This is a genomic window from Legionella sp. PATHC039 (assembly GCF_026191275.1).
Classification (GTDB): Bacteria; Pseudomonadota; Gammaproteobacteria; order Legionellales; family Legionellaceae; genus Legionella; species Legionella pneumophila.
Genome location: NZ_JAPHOP010000001.1, coordinates 870421 through 891041, shown reverse-complemented (window position 1 = coordinate 891041; position 20621 = coordinate 870421). Strand labels below are relative to the sequence as shown.

Sequence of the window (20621 nt, the reverse complement as noted above, 5' to 3'; positions counted from 1 at the left end):
TAAGCCAGGCTGTCATCCGGGATGACTTAAATTGATTTCCCGGATAACATTGTAGCTATCAGTTTCTCTTTAAATAATTACCACAGGCAATTCAGACCAGGAAGTGGTATAACAGGGGGAACGTGACTGTGCCCGCATAGCCCAAGGCTTCACATACCCTTCTGCTGCCAAACGTAAGGTATGACGGCCATATTTCGTATTGACTTCATCTAATACCGACATCAATCGCTCTGTCTGATTCAATTCCTTTTCTGAAATTTGGTTAAACAAATCTAACTGCAAACAGTTTTTTTCAATTAAATCTCCTAAATAAACACCTACCTTTTGGTAATGGAATCCGGAGCGAAATATTTTACGCAAGCACAATTTGGCACAACGAATCAAATGTCGCAGATCATCAGTTGGATTAATCAACTTAAACCCTATAGTTTGTTGATATTGTGGCAAATCCAAACGGAATCGATTGGTTTTGATAAATATGGAAAGATGGCATGCCATCAATTTTTGATGGCGTAATTTTTCCCAAGCTCTGGCACAATGGCTACTGATGGCCTGAGCAAGAGCAGAATACTCTGTTTGCATAGAACCAAAGGATTTGGAAGATATTATGCTTTTTCTTGACTCAAAATCCTGTAAACTGCCACATGAAACCCCACGCAACTCAAGCACTGTTCGTTGCAATACAACACTAAATAATTTTTTAATTAATTGCAAATCCATACCAGCCAAGTCATGAGCTGTATAAATCCCCTGTTGTACTAACTTTTTACCCCATTGCCGTCCTATCCCCCATACCTCGCCAACAACTATTTTAGCTAGCCAATGATATTGATTTTCAATGTTAAACACAGGGGTTCTTAATTCCTTTTTCGCAATATGGTTTGCGAGTTTAGCCAGGGTTTTGGTTGCCCCTATGCCTATGGATACGGGAATACCGGTATGGCGCAAAACAATTTTTTGTAACTTGCGGCAAAACTCATCATGTTCAGATTGGGGCAAAGTATTCAAATCAAGAAAAGCTTCATCAATGGAGTAAATCTCTATTGCTGGCCAATTGTCTTCAAGAACTGACATAACCCGGCGTGACATATCAGCATACAATGTGTAATTGGATGAAAACACATGCACTTTATGCTGCTTACATAATGCTTTGACTGCAAAATAAGGCACTCCCATTTGAACACCCAAAGCTTTTACTTCATTAGATCGCGCAATCACACAACCATCATTATTAGACAAGACCAAAATGGGTTTATTCGCTAAGGCTGGTTTAAATAAACGCTCACACGAGACATAAAAATTATTACAATCGACCAGCGCAAACATCACAATACCGTATGAATAACATGAGTGACGACTCCCCAAATCACCATATCGTATTCCTCTGTAATATCTATGGGAGGAAAATCAGGGTTTTCAGCCAGCAACTTAACTTGCCCATGTTGACGGGATAAACGTTTTACTGTCAATTCGCCATTCAGGGCAACGATTACAATTTTTCCATGAGTAGCCTCTATGCCACGATCAACGATTAAAATATCACCGGAGTAAATGCCGGCATTTATCATGGATTCTCCAGAAGCTCGTACAAAAAATGTGGATGCAGGATGCTTAATCAGGTACTCATTCAAATCCAGCATGGATTCAATATAGTCATCACCCGGAGAAGGAAAACCAGCTCTTACAGAACTGGTATATAAAGGAATCGCTGTGAACTCCTTTTCTCCTTGAAGATATTTCATCACATCCTGTATACGAGATTCAGGTATACGGACTGATTTGGTTGATTCTCCATATTTACCTTGCCCACGAGGGCGTCCAGCGCCTGCTCGTGCACCACCATGAGACATATACTCCCCCAAACTTGAATTTAGAATCAAAATTCAAGTTTAATTTTAAAATAGCCCATTGTAAAGTTCCGACAATAATGAGAATTTCATATGACGACTATACTGAATTGACGCCAATACTCAAATTACGTTATTGTTGGGGATTTAGTGTAAGACTAAAGAGCCATGGTTAAATTATATAAGGAAATAATCAATTCAATAGATAATCATCAGGCCACTATGGTGGAGCAACTCCATCAATTTTGTGAAATCAATTCTGGAACAACTAACTTGACAGGATTGGCCATCATGGCTGAAACGTTGTGTTCAGCATTCAAACCCATCGCTGATACCACAGAATTAATAACATTACCGCCTTTGTCTGTGATTGACATGACCGGAAACACAGTTATGCAATCCTGTGGGGATGTATTGTTCATTAGCAAACGTCCTCATTTAAAACGCCGAATTCTGCTAAGTGGACATATGGATACGGTTTATTCCGCCAGCAACCCTTTTCAAAAACTAAGCTACCTGGACCCTAATCAGATCAATGGTCCAGGTGTCGCAGATATGAAAGGTGGACTAATCGTCATCTTGCATGCATTAGCGGCCTTTGAAAACACCAGATTTGCGGAAGATATGGGTTGGGATGTGTTAATTAATTCAGATGAAGAAATTGGTTCACCTGCATCAGGTTCCTTATTCAAAAAACTGGCACATCGCTATCAAGCCGCTTTGGTTTATGAGCCAGCAATGACACCTAAAGGTACTTTGGCAAAAAACCGCAAAGGCAGTGGAAAATTAACACTGATAGCAACAGGAAGGGCTGCCCATGCTGGTCGGGCATTTGATGAAGGAAGAAACGCCATATGCTATCTTGCTGAAGCAGTTACAATTGTTCATGCCTTAAATGGGCAAAGAAATGGAGTAACAATCAATGTAGGTAAAATCGCTGGTGGAGAGGCACTGAATGTTGTTCCTGATAAGGCAGTAGCACAACTGGATATCCGAATTAGTCTGCCAGAAGATGAAATTTGGGTAAGGAATGAATTGGATAAAATCATCAGACAGCTAGAGCGACCTGATTATTCTCTAAATGTGCATGGCACTTTTGGACGGCCTGTGAAGCGTATCTGCGCAGGAACAGAACGACTTTTTCATCGGATTCAAAAAATTGGAGAGGCGCTTGGCTTAACTATTGACTGGAAAGACAGTGGAGGTTGTTGCGACGGTAATAATTTGGCTCACTATGGCTTGGCTGTTCTTGATACTCTAGGTGTTCGGGGAGGTAATATACATAGTTCAGATGAATATATATTGCTTGATAGCTTATCAGAACGCGCCGCACTTAGCGCACTACTTCTGATAGATTTGGCACAGGGTGGTTTAGAGGATTTAATAAAATGATGTTATTTCGTAGTGCCCGCGACTCTGACTTGGATGCGATCCATCAACTGGCAGAAATTAGTGGTGTTGGGATGACAACGCTCCCTAAAGATAAAGAGTTATTAAAAAAACGCTTGGAATGGTCTTGCGAATCCTATCAAAGAAATGCCACTAACCCGGGCTGTGAATATTATTTTTTTGTCCTGGAAGAACAAAAAAATAATACAATTGTCGGTACCTCTGCTATAGAAGCAAGAACAGGTTATGAAATACCTTTTTATTCTTATAAACTCTCTAAAAGAACCAGAGTCTGTCACACACTCAACATACGCAGTGATTATGAAGTATTAAGTTTGGTTAATGACAATCAAGGTCGCACAGAAATATGTACTCTGTTTCTTCATCCTGATTACAGAAAAAATAACAATGGCCTATTGCTTTCGAAAGGGCGCTTTTTATTTATGGCACAATATCCTCATCGATTCGCCCCAATTGTCATTGCCGAAATGCGAGGGATCTCTGACGACAAAGGCAACTCGCCATTCTGGGATAATGTTGGAGCTAATTTTTTTCATATGCCTTTTGTAGAAGCGGATCGTCTGACACTAGCCACGAACAAACAATTTATCGCCGATTTAATGCCTCGCAATCCTATCTATGTCAAACTCCTTTCGCCAGAGGCACAAGCAGTCATTGGCAAGCCTCATCAATCGACTATCCCGGCCATGAATATTCTCTTAAAAGAAGGTTTTCGTTATAACAACTACGTTGATATTTTTGATGCCGGACCTACAATCGAATCACCATTATTAGAAATTAAAACTATTTCTTTAAGCCGGATCATGGTTATTAAAAACATCAGTGATGAAGCGAGCAGTAGCAGTCGTTATTTACTCTCCAATACCCAAATGGATTTTCGAGCAACAATTAGCCACGCTGTTTTTAATGAACGAGAAAGCAACTGCATTATTAGCAAGGAAACAGCAAAATTGCTTGATGTAAAACAAGGAGACAGTCTACGTATATCACCCATACGTACAGAAGATACTCCACCATTGTAACCAAGGAATAATGATGTCTAAATTACAAATCATACAGAGTAAAGGCCAATATATTAATGGAGAATGGATAAAGGGAAATGGTCTAATTCTCGAGTCTACAAACCCCGCCTCTGGAACTTTGCTTTGGCAAGGAAATAATGCTAGAGATGAAGAAATTACACACGCTTGTTACATTGCGCATTGCGCACTGAAATCCTGGGCTAATACCAGTTTTGAGGAAAGGGCTCGTTACACTATAGCATTTGCAGAACAAGTAGAAAAAAATCGGGACCAACTAGCGCGACTTATTTCATTAGAAACAGGAAAACCATTATGGGAATCTCAGACTGAAGTCAGCTCAGTAATTGGCAAAGTAAATTTGTCTATTCAGGCTTATCAAGAAAGAACCTGGCCAAAACAAACTGAAACTGCAGAAGCCAATGCCTGCCTCCGTTTTAAACCACATGGTGTGGTTGTAGTATTAGGCGCGTTTAATTTCCCTGCCCATTTAAGCAATGGACACATTGTCCCTGCCCTCCTTGCAGGGAACACTATATTGTATAAACCAAGTGAACATACTCCAGCAGTAGCAGAATTGATCATCCAATGTTGGCACGATAGCGGCTTACCTCCCGGAGTTATCAATTGTCTACAGGGTAATGCAAATTGTGGAAATACCCTATTGTCTCAAGACATTCAAGGCGTTTATTTTACCGGGAGTTATGCAACAGGGCTGCGTATACACCAACAATTCTGTAATAGACCCGAAATTATTTTAGCTTTGGAAATGGGCGGAAATAACCCTTTAGTCATCGATGAAGTGAAAGACATTGATGCAGCTATATACCACACAATGCTTTCAACTATGATCACTGCAGGACAACGTTGCACATGTGCAAGACGAATTATAATTCCTGACACCCAGACAGGCGATCTATTTTTAGAACGCTTTGCCAAGGCTTGTAAATTAATGCGAATTGGATCCTTTGATAGCCAGCCAGAGCCTTTTATTGGGCCTGTTATTAGCCATGTTCAAGCATTAAAACATCTGCACGCGCAGAAGAAACTAATCGAAATGGGGGGTGAAATCATTCTCCCGATGTCGCTTCTTGTTGAGTACACGGGACTCATTTCTCCTGGCATTATTGATATGACTCGCGCCAAGAACCCGCCAGATGAAGAGATTTTTGCGCCATTTGCACAAATTTACCGTTATAATCACTTTGATGAGGCAATTCAATTAGCAAATCAGACACGTTATGGTTTGTCAGCAGGCTTACTCAGCGATAATAAAGACCACTATCTGCAGTTTTATCAACATATTCGTGCTGGACTAATTAATTGGAACAGACCAACCACAGGTGCTGCCAGTAGCCTTCCATTTGGTGGTGTTGGATGCAGTGGAAATCACAGACCAAGCGCCTATTTTGCTGCTGATTATTGTGCTTATCCTGTAGCAAGCATGGAGCAACCTCTGTTAACAACTCCGGCGCAACGATTACCAGGTCTGGTATTGGAGTAATTATTATGAATGTTTATGAATTGAATATGGATGGGCTTGTGGGTCAAACTCATCATTACGCAGGACTCTCCTCGGGTAATATAGCTTCTACAAATAATGCTTTATCTATTTCCAACCCTCAAGCTGCAGCAAGACAAGGTTTGGAAAAAATGCGGCAACTTTATAACATGGGGCTAAAGCAAGGCCTATTGCCCCCACATCAACGACCTAATTTGAATTTACTGTATCAACTGGGATTTAAAGGCACTCCCAGTGAGCAGATAAACAAAGCGTATATAACAGCGCCCGAATTGCTTAGTGCCTGCTACTCTGCTTCAAGTATGTGGACAGCTAATGCAGCAACTGTTTCTGCAAGCGTGGATACTGAAGACAACAAAGTACATTTTACTGCTGCCAATTTAATCAGCAATTTGCATCGTCACCAGGAAGCTGATTTTTCAAAAAAATTATTGGAATTTATCTTTTCCAATTCTGATTATTTTAATCATCACCCCCTGTTGCCCAAATCAATGGGCACAAGCGATGAGGGAGCAGCTAATCATAATCGCTTATGTCAAAGTCATGCGCAATCAGGGATTAACCTTTTTGTATATGGTAAAAAAGTGCTGGGAAATCATCAATTCGAACAGAGCCCAATAAAATACCCTGCTCGGCAAACTAAAGAAGCGTCAGAAGCCATCGCTCGCAACCATTTATTAAATCCTGAACGAGTAATTTTTGCCTATCAAAATCCATTAGCAATAGATCAAGGTGTATTTCATAATGATGTCATCTCAGTTGCTAATGAACGTGTATTTCTGGTTCATGAAGAAGCTTTTTATAATCAGGCTTATGTTTTGGATCAATTGAGAGAAAAAGCCGATTTTCCTTTAGTAATAATTCAGATCTCAAAAGAAGAAATCAGCGTTAGTGAAGCAGTTGATACCTATCTTTTCAATTCTCAATTGATTACCCTGCCTGATCAGAAGAATATGATTTTAATAGCCCCTGCTGAATGTCAGGCAAACCTTAAAGTAAAAACTTGTATTGATGGATTAGTCGCTGATCCTCAAAACCCTATTAACTCAGTGTATTACCTGGATCTGAAACAAAGCATGCGTAATGGCGGAGGACCAGCCTGTTTACGCTTGCGAGTTCCTTTGAATGACTACGAGCTTAAAGCAATGCACCAAGGTATTCTAATTGATAATGATTTGTTAGATATTTTAGATAAATGGGTTTTAAAATATTACCGAACTGAACTGAAAATCGCCGATTTAGCTGATCCGCAACTATTATATGAATGTTTGGATGCATTGGATGAATTAACTCAGATCTTGAAATTAGGCTCAATATATCCCTTTCAATCTTGAGTATCGGAGTCATGTGGAAAACAAAATTCGGCAAATGTATTTATATTTCACCGTCAGGATATAAAGTCTATCAAAATTTGTTGTACCGTTGGCTTACTTTAGGTAGCGAAGCATGGCAAACTGTAATTAACCGTTATATACCTCACAGGCCTGGTTTACATTATCTGCAAATGCTGACACTTATGGCGCGAAAATTTCCTAATGATTGTTGTTTATTAGGACTTGGAGGAGCAGGAATCGCTCACCTGCTGGGTGCACAAAAAACCATACGCTCTATCGTTGCCGTGGAAAGTAGTGAAGAAGTGATTCAAATTGCCAAAAAATTTTTCATGACAGATTTAATTCCTCATTTCACCATTACTCACCAAAACGCCCGAGATTTTGTACGCGAAAACAAAAAGACTTTTCAGCACATGCTTCTTGATCTATATGACGCAACACATTTTCCCGATGAGTGTCATTCTATGGATTTCTTCATTCATTGTAAAAAGCAACTAACTAACGATGGATTTTTAGCTGCTAACTTAGCAAATTCCCAAGAACAATGGGCTCTGGTTCAATTAATCAAGAAACAATTTCCATCTAATATCATTATTCCAATAAAAAAATGTGCCAATATTGTTGTCATTGCATCCAAAAATGACAACAAAGACTTGTTTATTAAACAAGTCAGGAATACTAATGAAATAAAAAAAATTACATGGGTAAAAGACTGGGGTTATGTTGCTGAATATTAATGTTAATTGAAAGGAAACAATAGTTTATTTACAAATGAAACCCAGCCAAAATCTGGTATGTATTTAAATATTTTATCTTATTTCCGCATGTAATTAATCGCTGCAATTAATGCCTCATCAGAACAATCGGTATTAGGGACATCTGCCTCTTTACATAAACCGCCATGATGCATCAACCCTTTACCCACCTTGACATTGTACAGCAGGTAATCCATTGCATTTTCAAATAGTGAAGGATTATTTTTTGCTTCTATTTTTGCTTGTTTAAATCGCAACTTCCATGCCTTTTTATCAAAAGCTGGAGGAGCTTTTATAGCCTGGGCTAAATTAGGGGCATGGCAATTTTTACAGGCAATTTCGTAAGTATATTTTCCTAAATTTTTAGCAAAAACTGGATTACTTGTTAAATAAACCAACATTATAATCAATGCATTCCTTTTCATCACATCCCCAAATTATTATTGCTAAAGCAATCTTAGGATTATATGAGATATTTTGCCAATTGAAATAGTTTTTTACTTTTTAACTCCGTACATGACAAAAAACTCTGTCATGTACGGAGATTTTTTAATTAAAGCGTATAGACCATTATCTTAATGCTTAATTATAGAAATACCCTAACCAATTTATTGGTACTGAAGAGAGCTAACCAAAAATGAAACAAATATGCTGAAAGTCAAGGCAAGATCATTCCAATTTTAGTCGATTATGCCCCGTTATACTTTATAAATTTGAGTATATTTTTTTGTTTACTAAAAACAAGATCTATAGCTCTATTATATAAAAGAGTAACGTCTACACCTTAAATTTCCATTAAATCTTTTTCTTTCTCGGCTAATACTGCATCAACTTCAGAAATATATCTATCAGTTAGCTTTTGGATTGCTTCTGCTGCACGTCGTTCATCGTCTTCAGAAATTGCCTTTTCCTTAACAAGTTCCTTTAACTGATTATTGGCATCCCTTCTGATATTTCGAATTGATACTCTTCCTTGTTCCCCTTCATGACGAACAACTTTAATCAACTCCTTTCTGCGCTCCTCTGTTAAAGGTGGCATCGGAACTCGAATGGCTGTTCCAGCAGTTGCAGGATTTAAACCCAAATCAGAGTTTAGTATAGCTTTTTCTATAGCTGCGACCATAGATTTTTCCCAAGGCGTAACTAAAATAGTTCGGGAATCACTGGTAGTAATATTGGCAACCTGGCTTAAAGGTGTAGGACTTCCATAATAATCAACCATGACATGATCTAAAAGACTGGCATTCGCCCTTCCGGTGCGGATTTTTGACATATCCGAGTGCAAAGCCTCAATAGTCTTTTTCATGCGTTTTTCTGAATCTTGCTTAATCTCATTGATCATGATTAGCTCCGACTATAGTTCCTACTTGTTCTCCAGTTACAATTCGTTTCAATGCTTTAGGAGCTGCCATGTCAAACACCTGTAAAGGCATTCCTTGATCTTGGCACAAACAAATTGCAGTGGAATCCATCACTTCCAAACCTTTGGTTAAAACTTCTTTGTAAGTCAAATAATCATAACGCTTTGCATCAGGATTTTTAAGTGGGTCAGCAGAATAAACTCCATCCACCTTTGTTGCTTTTAAAACAATATCTGCGCCTATCTCAATTGCCCTCAAACAAGCAGCAGTATCTGTTGTAAAAAAGGGATTTCCTGTTCCAGCTGCAAAAATCACCACCTGACCATTGCGCAAGTGAGTGATAGCTTTTCGTCTATGGTATGGGTCAACTACCCCAAGCATTGGAATAGCTGACATAATACGAGCGGGCAGATCAATTCGTTCCAAAGCATCACGGAGTGCTAAAGCATTCATAAGAGTGGCCAGCATCCCCATATGGTCTCCTGTCACTCGTCCTACACCCGCCTGAGAGAGCGCTTTCCCTCTGAACAGATTACCTCCACCTAAAACCAAACCAACTTCCACGCCCATATGAATCAATTCTGCTATATCTCGAGCTAATGTATCAAGAACAGAAGGATCAATCCCAAATTGAGATTTCCCCATCAGCGCTTCGCCACTAAATTTAAGCAAAATGCGTTTGTATTTTAATTTAGGTTGACTTTCATTCATCATGTACGAACCTGGGCCATCACTTCTTCAACAAAATTGTCTTCTTTTTTCTCTATTCCTTCCCCTACTTCATAACGAACAAAGGATATTACTTCAGCATTTTTCTCTTTTAGAAGTTGACCCACTTTAATGTTAGGATCTTTTACATAAGGTTGTCCTAACAAGCTTACCTCATCAATAAACTTATTGATTCGTCCATCAATCATCTTATCAATGATCTCTTGCGGCTTACCACTCTCTTTCGCTTGAGCAGTAAATATTTCTCTTTCGTTTTCAATCGCTTCGGCTGGCACCTGATCGCGACTAACCACCATCGGTTTGCTGGCAGCAACATGCATGGCAATATCTTTAGCCAATGCTTCACTTCCATTTTTTAATGCGACCATAACTCCAATACGCGAACCATGCAAATAATACCCAATGACGCCGTCACAATGCATTCTTTCCAATCGGCGTAATTTAATATTTTCACCAATTTTAGCAACCAGTTCTTGTCTTGCTTGCTCAACAGTAGTACCAGATGATAATGCCTGATTGGATAAGTCTTCTATATTTTTTGGAAGGTTGGTTAATGCAGCATCGGCAACAGCATTGGCAAAATTAGTGAAATTCTCATCTCGTGCAACAAAGTCTGTTTCACTATTAATCTCAAGCATTACCGCTGTACGTTCATCAGAAGAACGTGCAATAACGATTATACCTTCTGCTGCAACTCTATCTGCCTTTTTGTCTGCTTTTGCCTGGCCAGCTTTACGCATTTCAATGATTGCTTGCTCGATATCACCGTTAGTAGCTATTAGAAATTTTTTACATTCCATCATACCTGCGCCTGTGCGCTCACGCAATTGCATTACTAATGCAGCACTAATTGTTGACATTTTGATTTCTCCACATAGCAAAAAGGGGGCTTATTAAATTAACGCCCCCTTTATTCAAATAGTAATTATTCTCCGGATTTTTCTTCTTCATTAGAATTTGAAGTGACCTCAACAAATTCTGAATCAGATGATACTCTTCCTACAGTATTGCTATTTTTACCATCTAAAATAGCATCAGCGACACAGCGAACATAAATGTCCACAGCACGCATAGAATCATCATTGCCTGGTATAACATAATCAATGTTGTCAGGGCTATTATTGGTATCAACAACACCAATTACCGGAATTCTTAATCGACGCGCTTCTTCAACAGCAATATGTTCAAAACCAACATCAACCACAAATAACGCATCAGGTAGGCCGCCCATGTTCTCGATTCCACCAAGACTACGCTCCAGCTTTTCAAGCTCTCTTGTCAGCATTAGCGCTTCTTTCTTAATCATGTCATTGAACAATCCCTTTTCCTTCATTTCTTTTAATTCTTTTAAACGGAATATTGATTGACGGACTGTTTTATAGTTGGTCAGCATGCCTCCTAACCATCTATGGTCTACATAAGGCATTCCGCATCGTTTTGCATGCTCTCGAATGCTTTCTTGAGCTGCTCTTTTAGTGCCTACAAAAAGAATTTTTGCCTTGTTTGCTGCCAATCGACTAACATAATTCGTTACGTCATTCAGCATGGGTAATGTTTTTTCAAGGTTAATGATATGGATTTTATTTCTTGAGCCAAAAATGTATTCACTCATTTTTGGATTCCAGAAACGTGTTCTGTGCCCAAAATGAGCACCTGCTTCGAGCAATTCACGCATACTAACATTGTTCATATATATCTCTCCAGGGTTAAGCCTCCACGCCTCCCATACGAAACCCACCGAGGGACCCTATCGCATGTGACGAAACGTGTGTGTATTTAAAGCGCGGTATTTATAACATATTCGTGCCAATTCAGCAATGAAATTAACATCGCTCTCTGTACATGACAAAAATATGTCATGCATAAAGCATTATGTATGACCACAGTAATTAGACAAAGCCTATTAGGAAATAAGTCTATATTAATTTGTATATTTTGATTTATACTGCTATCAGCATGGAAGTTTTAAAAATGTTGTACTCAGGAGAATCCTATTAACGATAACATTTAAGAGGAAACGATAATGAGTAAAAAATCTATCTGTTTAGCCACGCTCGCTTTGATATTTACCTTTGGTCAACCTGTCTTTGCGAACTCAAGCGAAGCTACACAAACAAAGCCTTGTCATTGCCATGATCACAAAAAAATACTCAGTCAGCTTAATTTAACTCAAGAACAAAAAACCAAAATCAAAACAATCAAAATACAAGCTCAAAAATCAATCAAAGAAAATTATAGACAACTTAAAGCGATTAAAGAACAAATCAATGCCCTCATTGCAAATGAGAAGCTTGATGAAGCCAAGCTGGATAGTTTAATCAATCAAAGAAATAAAATAACAGGGACTATGCTAAAAAATCGTGTAATGATGAAAAATCAAATTTACAATCAGCTAACAAACGAACAAAAATCACAATACAAAAAGAATATGTAAAACTTGATTGGTACCGATAACAAAAAATTCGGTACCAATCTATCCCAACACTTCAGATATAATCATTGCTGTAATTATGATCTTTCTCACTGTTGCTTCCTGAACAATATTTTCTGAACACAAAAAATGGGCGAATTTTCTCTCTACCATTAAAAAACAGATTATATTTCGCTCAGTATGCTAACCCATAGTATGCTGCAGCAGCTGCACTGGCAATGATGCAAAGTGCAAATATTATAGTTCTCGCCATATTCTTCTTTGTTTTGGGTTTCATAACAAATCCTGGAATGACGGTTATCCTGATTGATATTTCATTTAAATTATAGTTCAAATTTTACGCATAGCTAGACCCACATATGGATTGCCCTTGCACAGAATAGCATGGAGCTTTACTACAAATTCAGTTCAAAACACTTGCTATAATTATTGACTTATGAACCAATTTAGAACAACCTATATCGGCGATGAGCAATATTGTTGTTGCAGAATAAAAAACCCAATTATGAGAGGACATATGATTTTTTTAAGTATTCCTAAAGGGATGGAATTTAAGCAAATTACAGAAAAAGACAATACGAACGACTATTTTGTTGATCCGAATGGAAAGTTACCACGAATTGATATTCAGGCTTTAGTTAAAGACGCTCTGCAATATAACAAAGGTCGAAAAAAGGAAATTGCTCTGTCTGATTTTACTATTTATAGACACAAACCGCCTTATAAAGCTGAACTCTTTCTTCAGTATAATCCAGATCATAATGGTAAATATTTTACAAAAGAATCTGTAAGTCTGGTGAATGGTAAAGAATTTATTAGAAATAAAGCTCCTGCAACCTCATATGGCACTTTTTGGTTTCAAAAAGTACAACTATCCGAAAGCAGAATGGATGAAGTGCTTGCCAAGCGAAGTGAACAACGAGAAAATCGTAGGCATACAGGGAATAGTCCAAACCCAACATAAATAAAAAGGTATGCACAGGATGCATACCTTTTTTAATTAGATTAAATAGCAAATGCAGCAGAGGCTTTGTTATCTAATTGATGAGTGAATTTACTTTGCATGGTCAAATAGGCTCCTACTACTTTATAAGACTCTGGTGAATAGAAATCTTTTGTTGAGTATTCTTTAGCATAAGTGAGGCCTTCCAGCCGATTATTTGCTGCGGTTATCACTTTGTCTAAATCAATCAAGGTGGTAGAGTAATTATCACCACTGTCTGTTATCATTTTCATTTCTTCAAGAGCCTCCCGTACAACAGTCAGAATTTTATTAAAATTTGGACCAGCAGTAGTGCAACCCCGATAGATAGTAATTAGACGATCGACAAGAGAGAAGAAATTAACCATATTTTGCAAATTTGACTCAAGAATACGCATACATGCTACCATTTCTGTTGTGCTGCGTTGAGGATATTTGTCCATCAAAGCATTCATCACTTCGACAACTTTTTTTACAAACCAATCTACAGCTTTAACGGAATAACTGTTTTTCTTAAATATTTCGAAAATAGATTGAGCATTTCTCATTGGATCCTTTAAAGCATTCATACTTTTAATAAACGCATTAATCTGCCCCCAAAAACGGCTGCCATCCTTCCTGTTTTCTCTAGCTTCTTGATAGTGTTTGATTAACATTTTCGCAGTAAAAGCATATTGGGATAAAAAAAAGCGATCGCTTTTCTCGGCCATTATCCCCTGCAAAGTAAAAATTGGATTGTTCCATTGTCCTTCATCACACAGGACACTCCATTGCTGGGCTTTCGCTCTGATTAAAAAGACTTTTTGTTCATTTGATAACGTAGTGATAACGTTGATTTTTGCTTTATACAATTCAAATGCATCAAGCTTTATTTTCTCTATAGCCTGTTCATGTGCTTTAATTAATTCAGCGGGGAATTAAAATTATTAACAAACTTCATTGGTTGTAACTTATTAGCTTCAAATTCAAAATTACAATTGTATTTTGCCTGACGAACTCCTACAGCATTAATTTCTTTTCCATCTATGTCATAAACATCTCTTGCATTCTCAACAGCTTTATCACCAAATGCTTTGATTGTTTTGACATAGTCAGGATTAGTAAAGCCCTTTCCCTGAACAGGAATTTTGTAATTGTCCATGGTATGGACATTTTCACGGCTGGCATATTTAACTAAATGCATTGTAACGTTAGATGGAATAAGCTCTGGATTTGATGAGAAAAATTGATATAAGCCTTCAAGTATATCTTCTCAATCATCATAAAAAAAATAATCAATCTGCTCTCTAGCTTCCAAGGAAGAAGCTCTTTGCATGTGTGCATACACAAGCGAAGTTTTCGATTTATCATGTAACCAGCCGTTTTGAATTTTTGCGCCATTTGCAGGATTCGTTGCCTCATGGAGACTAGTACCTGCTGGCACCAAATTGTATGCATCGGCTAATAAAAACGGATCAAATTCCATGACTAAGTCGGTGCACAGTTTTTGAATCTGGATAAAACAAGAACCATTGCCATTGGAGCGAGCATTACGCTTATCATCGCGATCACTTTGCCGATTCGAAGCAATTAACGCGACTTCTTTAGTATAGTAGTTTGAAGTTTCTCGAATTCTTTGGACAAGCTTTGGATTTTGTGCAACGATATTTATTAGATTAGTAACACCGACGCAACCATCATAATCAAAACCTGAATAACGAACTGGCATTTTATTTTCCTCTCAAAAAGATTGCATAACCACTGTCACTTTAATTAAGGAGAAAATTTCAAACATGGAAGTCGGAACATCGCCTTGAGTAAAGTGATACTTTCTTCATAGCGACGCACCCGTTTCCTCATGAAACTAGAAATAGCCAGTCCTCTAGGCAATCCTTATAGAGAAGACACATCGAAATTTTGCTAAACAATATTAAGCAAAGTTCATAATGTTAACATTATGCAAAGATATGTATCAATTTCTTATTTATTGTTGTTTTTCTATTCATAGTCCAAACAGCCCCAATCAGGTTCAATTTGGACTGTATAAGCTCTCATATAACACGAGTTAATAGAGAGCTCGGAATTTCTGATATACGATATGTAAACAGGAAATATCAAATCAAAAAAACTTGCTTTCAAGTGTGATACTTGAATCCATAATACCTAATTGCTCTAACAAGTCTTCAGGCAAATGCAAACCGCTCTCCCTGAGTTGCATTAATAAAACATTACGCTCATTTGAATTAAAATCTTTTATCGCTTTTCTAAAAGCATCAATATTAAATTGATTATGGCCTTCATTATCACTCATATAATTTCTTTTAAAATAATCCGGATAAAAAGCTAATAAAACAAGAGCTTTATCAAATAATTTATTGTTATAACAATGCATGACGATATCGAAATCATTCTCATCGATGTATGTAAAGTATTCATTAATATCAATAGGATTTTGTCCTATTAAAAATTTTACAACAGATTGAAAATCAAGGTTATTCAATACTAATGCGGCATTATGTAAAAAAGTCTTGTCTGATCGGTCATGCACTAAAAGATTAACCTGATTTTTAATCAATAACTGAATGATATCAATGTATTTTTGGGTATCCTTCATTAAAGAATATCCTTTCAATGTCAAACTCAAAGGACAATGACCAGAATGACTTTGCTGTTGATCGATATTAGCACCATGTTCAATAAGCCATTTTACATTTTCAACTTGTCCAAGATAACAGGCGGCCATCAAGGGGGTGAATGAATCTGCTTCATCAAAATCTAATATTTTTTCGTCAGAACCCACTTTTAAAAATGGCAAATCGATATCTGAGGCATTTAATTCTTGTTCTTTTGCAAGAGAATAGTTAGCAAAAATTATCCGTCCTATTTGAGTCATTAAAACTCTATCCCCTGCTTTAAGATCAAATCCTTCCAAATTATAGGGCATTTGTTCTAATCGGTATTGCGATCGGTGAGCTTGATAAAATTCCTGTGCCGATAGCCAACCATCGCCAGGATTAAGAAAGGAATAATACTTGGAAGCTTGCTCTTCGTAAGTATTGTAGTTGATTAATATTTGTTGTCCTGCCTTGATGTTTTTGGTAGTTATAACTTTTACAACTTTCTTGCGATTCAATGTCTCTTCAACAAACTCCGCATTATCCTGACTATCGGAGAAATTGATATAACGAGTCAAATTACCTTTTCTTGCTGCATCGACTACCCGGCCCCCAACGTACATCGCATAACTTTTATCAGAACCAGCATGTTCGATTAGATATTGTTCAAACTCTTGTTCAGTATACGCTTCTCCTGTGTAAATACCTATGCAAGTTCCCTTTGGGATATCTTCTCTGGCAAATAAACCTCGCCCACCAGTTTTTCTGAGTAAATGGACAGGTTGAACAATAACGAGATCGGTTCTGTCTATTGCAGACGGAATGTAATCATTGCTTGACATGTTATCAATATGCAAATCAACCATAATCTTGCTCGTGTCAATCCATTCATCCTTACTTTTCGGTCCATTGACAGGAGTAAACAGTGTGTAAATATTACCTGGGAGATGTGACATTCCAGCTCTTTTTTTATTAACCTTTCTTTGAGAAAATTTAAATTTAGATTTGTGCTCTTTACTACCATGATTCAATTGCTGTTCTTTAAACTTTGACTGAAGGGCACTTTTCTTTTTAAGTTTGCTATCATTATTGCTTCTTGGCATAACACTGCTCTCTTGTAAAAAATCATATAAAATAACCATAGATGGCATATTATACTCTATTAGATTTTTTTTTACTCTGTTTTGCGTGTGATTTTCATTGAAAATCTATTATTTTGCTGATTGAAGAGTATTGTTGCTCCTCTTACCCATGTGCTAACATTTATGATTTTGGAAAAACCATAATGGGCGTTACAATTAAAACTCCTGATGAAATTGAAAAAATGCGTGTCGCTGGCAGACTGGCAGCCGAAGTACTTGAGATGATCGGCCCTTATGTTCAAGTTGGCATTACCACTGATGAATTAAACACTATTTGCCATGATTATATTGTTAATGTACAAAAGGCTATTCCCGCTCCTTTAAATTATAACGGTTTCCCCAAATCAATTTGCACCTCAATTAATCATGTGGTATGTCATGGAATACCAGGGAAAAAAACTTTAAAAGATGGAGACATCATCAATATTGATGTCACTGTTATAAAAAATGAATACCATGGTGATACAAGTAAAATGTTTATTATAGGCACACCTTCTGTCAAGGCCAAGCATGTAGTGCAGATAGCACATGAGTGCTTGTATATTGGAATTGATATGGTTAAACCCGGTGTCCAGCTAGGTGATATAGGGCATGCCATTCAGCAACATGCAGAAAAAAATCGTTGCTCTGTGGTGCGTGATTACTGCGGACATGGAATTGGCCGTGTATTTCATGAGGATCCACAAGTGCTTCACTATGGTGTTCCCGGGACAGGGATGAAATTAGAACCAGGGATGACTTTTACTATAGAGCCGATGGTTAATATAGGGAAACATCATACTCGGTTATTACCAGATCAGTGGACTGTCGTTACCAAAGATCATAGTCTTTCAGCTCAATGGGAGCACACACTTTTGGTAACTGATACAGGTGTTGAAATTCTGACTTTACGTAATGAAGAACGATAATCGCATCATTAAGAATACGATTAAACAGTTCAAGGAGAAGCTGTGCAAGGACTTTAGCCAAAAAGCTAATATTACCTCTATCACACGCAAGCTTGCTGTATTTATTGATACTATTTTAATTCAATTATTTATTAAAAATAAGTTACACTTTGGAGATATTTTTTGTCTCCTGGCTCTTGGAAGCTACGGGCGTAGAGAGCTTCAACTCCACTCAGATATTGACTTGTTAATATTGCACACTGAAAAAGTAAGCAATATCCAATTACAACGCGCACAAAAATTTATCCAAGATTGTTGGGATGTGGGGCTGGAGGTAAGCCATCAAATTACCACTGTTTCTTCATGTGCCAATTTGGCCAGTCAGGATTTGAGCGTAATTTCTACCATTATGGATATGTTCTTACTGTGTGGGCATGGTGCCTTAATGGAGGAATTAATATACCAAACACACAGCTTGCACATGTGGCCTAGCCATCAATACTTCTTTGCCAAACTTCAGGAACAGCAAAATCGTTATGCAAAGTATGGAGAAACAGCCTACAACCTTGAACCTAATATTAAAAATGGTCCAGGTGGATTAAGAGACCTGCAAATTTTGCTAAGCATCAGCAAACGCCATTTTAAAATTAAAAAATTAGCCGAGGGAATTGGTTACGGCTTTATTACTGATAAAGAGTATGAAGAATTAAAATACTGCCAGAACTTTCTTTGGCGCGTTCGGTTTGCTTTGCATATGTTAGCAGGAAAGCCTGAGGAGCGCTTGTCATTTGATTATCAGGTTAAATTAGCTCAATTTTTTGGATATCAAGATCAGTCTCATATCTTGGCCATAGAGCAATTTATGAAAGACTACTTTAAAGTCATCAAACGCAATAGAGAGCTGAATGAAATGCTCTTGCAATGGTTCAATGAAACCATAGTCTATCATCAAAAGCAAAAAATTATTCGTCTGGATGATGAATTTCAACTGTCAAACCAATTCATTGAAGTACGCAATAACCGTGTATTTAAACAAAATCCGCAATCTATATTGAAACTATTCTATTGGCTTGTTAAACGCCCTGACATAGAAGGAGTAAGGGCAAGCACAATCAGACTAATAAGAGAATCATTATTTTTAATGGGCAAACGCTTTAGAGAATCAAAAGAAACCGCTAATATATTTGTCAACATATTCAGAACTGGTAATGATCCCTACGATGCATTACAAAGAATGAATAGATATGGTGTTCTAGCACACTATCTTGATTGTTTTGCTACAGTCACTGGACAAATGCAGTATGATTTATTCCATGCCTATACTGTTGATCAGCATACCTTGTTTGTGATCCGTAATATATCTCGCTTTAAAAAGAACGAATACGCAAAGCAATTTCCTTTATGCGCCAAAATCATTACTGCTTTAGAGAAACCCGAAATTTTGTATCTCGGCGCTTTATTCCATGACATTGCCAAGGGTCGGGGAGGAGATCATTCTGAATTAGGAGCAATTGAGGCACAACAATTTACACAACGCCACTATATGGAGGCAGAAGATAGCAAATTGATTGTATGGCTTGTTCGCTACCATTTACTCATGTCACAAACTGCTCAGCGTAAAGATATTTATGATCCTAAAACCATTGAGCAATTCTGCCAACTTCTGCCTCATGCAAGGTATTTGGATTATCTTTATTTACTCACAGTAGCAGATATTTGCGGTACAAATCCTACTCTTTGGAATGCCTGGAAAGATTCATTGCTTAAAGAATTATATCATGCAGCAAAAACAAGACTTCATAAACAACAAGAGTTGCTCGATGAAGCGGCTCTGATATCCATTCGTAAACAATACGCTATGGATATATTAATTTCAGATGGGATATCCTCCAGAGTCATACAGGATTTATGGAGTCAATTTAAGGGAAAATATTTTCTTCATGAATCTCCTGAAGTGATAGCCAGACACACCAAGGCCATACTGAACAGCAAACAATTTCCAGTGGTAATAATTATGCCGCATCACAGTCAGGGTGGAACCGAAGTATTTATCTACATGCCACATAAAGATGAGAGATTTACTATCACCACTTCAGTATTAAGCAATCATCATGTTACTATACAGGAAGCAGCAATTATTACTTGTGATAATCAATTTGATCTGGATACTTATATTATTTTAGATGAAAACAATCAGGCTTTTTTGAATGAACAACGTGCTAGAGACATCCAAAAAAGTCTATGTGATCATCTTGCCAATACAGGACGCCTCCCTGCTGTTTCTCGCAGAAGATTATCCAGAGCATTGACCCATTTTAATGTCAAAACACAAATTAACTTTATTGATGACAATACAAATCATCAAACCCAACTATTTCTCGTTACCAATGACAGGCCTGGACTTTTGGCGACTATAAGCCGTGTGTTTCTTACACTAAACATTCATTTACATAATGCAAAAATTGCTACGGCTGGTGAACGGGTAGAAGATATGTTTTACATCTCCAACCAGACTGGTTATTCCCTGAATCATGAGGAAAAAATAATTTTAAAAGAAAAATTAATTTTGGAAATTTCTAAAAGCAAGTATTAAGAAATATGCCAAGAT

17 protein-coding genes and 1 pseudogene are annotated in these 20621 nt (G+C 37.5%); 9 read left to right on the top strand and 9 right to left on the bottom strand.

What is annotated here, in order from left to right:
* Positions 1 to 69 precede the first annotated feature (69 nt).
* Both OQI99_RS04070 and OQI99_RS04065 read right to left on the bottom strand, forming a co-directional pair.
* A complete protein-coding gene (locus OQI99_RS04070) occupies positions 70 to 1326 on the bottom strand; it encodes a Y-family DNA polymerase (protein WP_265731340.1) in 1257 nt (418 codons plus the stop codon).
* A complete protein-coding gene (locus tag OQI99_RS04065) occupies positions 1326 to 1850 on the bottom strand; it encodes a LexA family protein (RefSeq protein ID WP_265731339.1) in 525 nt (174 codons plus the stop codon). The genes OQI99_RS04070 and OQI99_RS04065 overlap by 1 nt, the downstream gene beginning before the upstream one ends.
* A 165-nt stretch (positions 1851 to 2015) precedes the next feature.
* On the opposite strand from OQI99_RS04065, the gene OQI99_RS04060 reads away from it, so the two are divergent.
* The 5 genes from OQI99_RS04060 to OQI99_RS04040 are packed head-to-tail and all read left to right on the top strand — an operon-like array spanning position 2016 to position 7869.
* Entirely contained in the window at positions 2016 to 3239 is a 1224-nt protein-coding gene (locus tag OQI99_RS04060; RefSeq protein ID WP_265731338.1) for a hydrolase, read from the top strand.
* Positions 3236 to 4279 carry an arginine N-succinyltransferase gene (locus tag OQI99_RS04055; RefSeq protein ID WP_265731337.1) on the top strand — a complete coding sequence of 348 codons (1044 nt, stop codon included), beginning with the start codon at positions 3236 to 3238 and terminating at the stop codon, positions 4277 to 4279. The genes OQI99_RS04060 and OQI99_RS04055 overlap by 4 nt, the downstream gene beginning before the upstream one ends.
* 13 nt (positions 4280 to 4292) lie before the next feature.
* The gene (astD, locus tag OQI99_RS04050) at positions 4293 to 5780 is read left to right on the top strand and encodes a succinylglutamate-semialdehyde dehydrogenase (RefSeq protein ID WP_265731336.1); all 1488 of its coding nucleotides are present in this window, start codon (positions 4293 to 4295) and stop codon (positions 5778 to 5780) included.
* Between the two features lie 5 nt (positions 5781 to 5785).
* Positions 5786 to 7132: an N-succinylarginine dihydrolase gene (gene astB, locus OQI99_RS04045; RefSeq protein WP_265731335.1), complete on the top strand. Its 1347-nt coding sequence runs from the start codon at positions 5786 to 5788 to the stop codon at positions 7130 to 7132.
* Positions 7133 to 7143: 11 nt separating this feature from the next.
* Positions 7144 to 7869, top strand: a complete 726-nt coding sequence (locus OQI99_RS04040) for a spermidine synthase (protein WP_265731334.1) — start codon at positions 7144 to 7146, stop codon at positions 7867 to 7869.
* Between the two features lie 77 nt (positions 7870 to 7946).
* On the opposite strand, the gene OQI99_RS04035 is transcribed toward OQI99_RS04040, so the two are convergent.
* From OQI99_RS04035 to rpsB, 5 genes are all read right to left on the bottom strand, one after another.
* Positions 7947 to 8312 (bottom strand): c-type cytochrome, encoded by a 366-nt coding sequence (locus OQI99_RS04035; protein ID WP_061512579.1) that lies wholly within the window; start codon positions 8310 to 8312, stop codon positions 7947 to 7949.
* 359 nt (positions 8313 to 8671) lie between these two features.
* Complete coding sequence (gene frr / locus OQI99_RS04030; protein WP_011213982.1) at positions 8672 to 9229, bottom strand: ribosome recycling factor; 558 nt, start codon at positions 9227 to 9229, stop codon at positions 8672 to 8674.
* Positions 9219 to 9962 (bottom strand): UMP kinase, encoded by a 744-nt coding sequence (pyrH, locus tag OQI99_RS04025; RefSeq protein ID WP_042237024.1) that lies wholly within the window; start codon positions 9960 to 9962, stop codon positions 9219 to 9221. The genes frr and pyrH overlap by 11 nt, the downstream gene beginning before the upstream one ends.
* Positions 9959 to 10837, bottom strand: coding sequence for a translation elongation factor Ts (gene tsf / locus OQI99_RS04020; protein WP_011213984.1), 879 nt, complete (start codon positions 10835 to 10837; stop codon positions 9959 to 9961). Before tsf ends, pyrH begins: the two co-directional genes overlap by 4 nt.
* Before the next feature lie 65 nt (positions 10838 to 10902).
* A complete protein-coding gene (rpsB, locus tag OQI99_RS04015; protein WP_265731333.1) occupies positions 10903 to 11667 on the bottom strand; it encodes a 30S ribosomal protein S2 in 765 nt (254 codons plus the stop codon).
* A 333-nt stretch (positions 11668 to 12000) separates the two neighbouring features.
* Between rpsB and OQI99_RS04010 the strand changes: the two genes are divergently transcribed.
* On the top strand, positions 12001 to 12411 hold the full coding sequence (locus OQI99_RS04010) for a Spy/CpxP family protein refolding chaperone (protein ID WP_010947442.1): 411 nt from the start codon (positions 12001 to 12003) through the stop codon (positions 12409 to 12411).
* A 502-nt stretch (positions 12412 to 12913) separates the two neighbouring features.
* Positions 12914 to 13372 (top strand): permease, encoded by a 459-nt coding sequence (locus OQI99_RS04005; RefSeq protein WP_265732346.1) that lies wholly within the window; start codon positions 12914 to 12916, stop codon positions 13370 to 13372.
* 41 nt (positions 13373 to 13413) lie between these two features.
* On the opposite strand, the pseudogene OQI99_RS04000 reads toward OQI99_RS04005, so the two are convergent.
* Positions 13414 to 15098, bottom strand: a pseudogene (locus tag OQI99_RS04000) (type IV secretion protein Dot).
* Positions 15099 to 15488: 390 nt separating this feature from the next.
* The gene (ankI, locus tag OQI99_RS03995) at positions 15489 to 17126 is read right to left on the bottom strand and encodes a Dot/Icm T4SS effector AnkI/LegAS4 (protein ID WP_265732345.1); all 1638 of its coding nucleotides are present in this window, start codon (positions 17124 to 17126) and stop codon (positions 15489 to 15491) included.
* Between the two features lie 143 nt (positions 17127 to 17269).
* On the opposite strand from ankI, the gene map reads away from it, so the two are divergent.
* On the top strand, positions 17270 to 18034 hold the full coding sequence (gene map / locus OQI99_RS03990) for a type I methionyl aminopeptidase (protein ID WP_061512574.1): 765 nt from the start codon (positions 17270 to 17272) through the stop codon (positions 18032 to 18034).
* Positions 18021 to 20606 (top strand): [protein-PII] uridylyltransferase, encoded by a 2586-nt coding sequence (gene glnD / locus OQI99_RS03985; protein WP_265731332.1) that lies wholly within the window; start codon positions 18021 to 18023, stop codon positions 20604 to 20606. Before map ends, glnD begins: the two co-directional genes overlap by 14 nt.
* Positions 20607 to 20621 lie beyond the last annotated feature (15 nt).

Bases quoted from the DNA above. Each gene is read 5' to 3' on its own strand.
- OQI99_RS04070 (WP_265731340.1), bottom strand. From the start codon at position 1,326: ATGTTTGCGCTGGTCGATTGTAATAATTTTTATGTCTCGTGTGAGCGT.
- OQI99_RS04065 (WP_265731339.1), bottom strand. From the start codon at position 1,850: ATGTCTCATGGTGGTGCACGAGCAGGCGCTGGACGCCCTCGTGGGCAA.
- OQI99_RS04060 (WP_265731338.1), top strand. From the start codon at position 2,016: ATGGTTAAATTATATAAGGAAATAATCAATTCAATAGATAATCATCAG.
- OQI99_RS04055 (WP_265731337.1), top strand. From the start codon at position 3,236: ATGATGTTATTTCGTAGTGCCCGCGACTCTGACTTGGATGCGATCCAT.
- astD (WP_265731336.1), top strand. From the start codon at position 4,293: ATGTCTAAATTACAAATCATACAGAGTAAAGGCCAATATATTAATGGA.
- astB (WP_265731335.1), top strand. From the start codon at position 5,786: ATGAATGTTTATGAATTGAATATGGATGGGCTTGTGGGTCAAACTCAT.
- OQI99_RS04040 (WP_265731334.1), top strand. From the start codon at position 7,144: ATGTGGAAAACAAAATTCGGCAAATGTATTTATATTTCACCGTCAGGA.
- OQI99_RS04035 (WP_061512579.1), bottom strand. From the start codon at position 8,312: ATGAAAAGGAATGCATTGATTATAATGTTGGTTTATTTAACAAGTAAT.
- frr (WP_011213982.1), bottom strand. From the start codon at position 9,229: ATGATCAATGAGATTAAGCAAGATTCAGAAAAACGCATGAAAAAGACT.
- pyrH (WP_042237024.1), bottom strand. From the start codon at position 9,962: ATGATGAATGAAAGTCAACCTAAATTAAAATACAAACGCATTTTGCTT.
- tsf (WP_011213984.1), bottom strand. From the start codon at position 10,837: ATGTCAACAATTAGTGCTGCATTAGTAATGCAATTGCGTGAGCGCACA.
- rpsB (WP_265731333.1), bottom strand. From the start codon at position 11,667: ATGAACAATGTTAGTATGCGTGAATTGCTCGAAGCAGGTGCTCATTTT.
- OQI99_RS04010 (WP_010947442.1), top strand. From the start codon at position 12,001: ATGAGTAAAAAATCTATCTGTTTAGCCACGCTCGCTTTGATATTTACC.
- OQI99_RS04005 (WP_265732346.1), top strand. From the start codon at position 12,914: ATGAGAGGACATATGATTTTTTTAAGTATTCCTAAAGGGATGGAATTT.
- ankI (WP_265732345.1), bottom strand. From the start codon at position 17,126: ATGGTTATTTTATATGATTTTTTACAAGAGAGCAGTGTTATGCCAAGA.
- map (WP_061512574.1), top strand. From the start codon at position 17,270: ATGGGCGTTACAATTAAAACTCCTGATGAAATTGAAAAAATGCGTGTC.
- glnD (WP_265731332.1), top strand. From the start codon at position 18,021: ATGAAGAACGATAATCGCATCATTAAGAATACGATTAAACAGTTCAAG.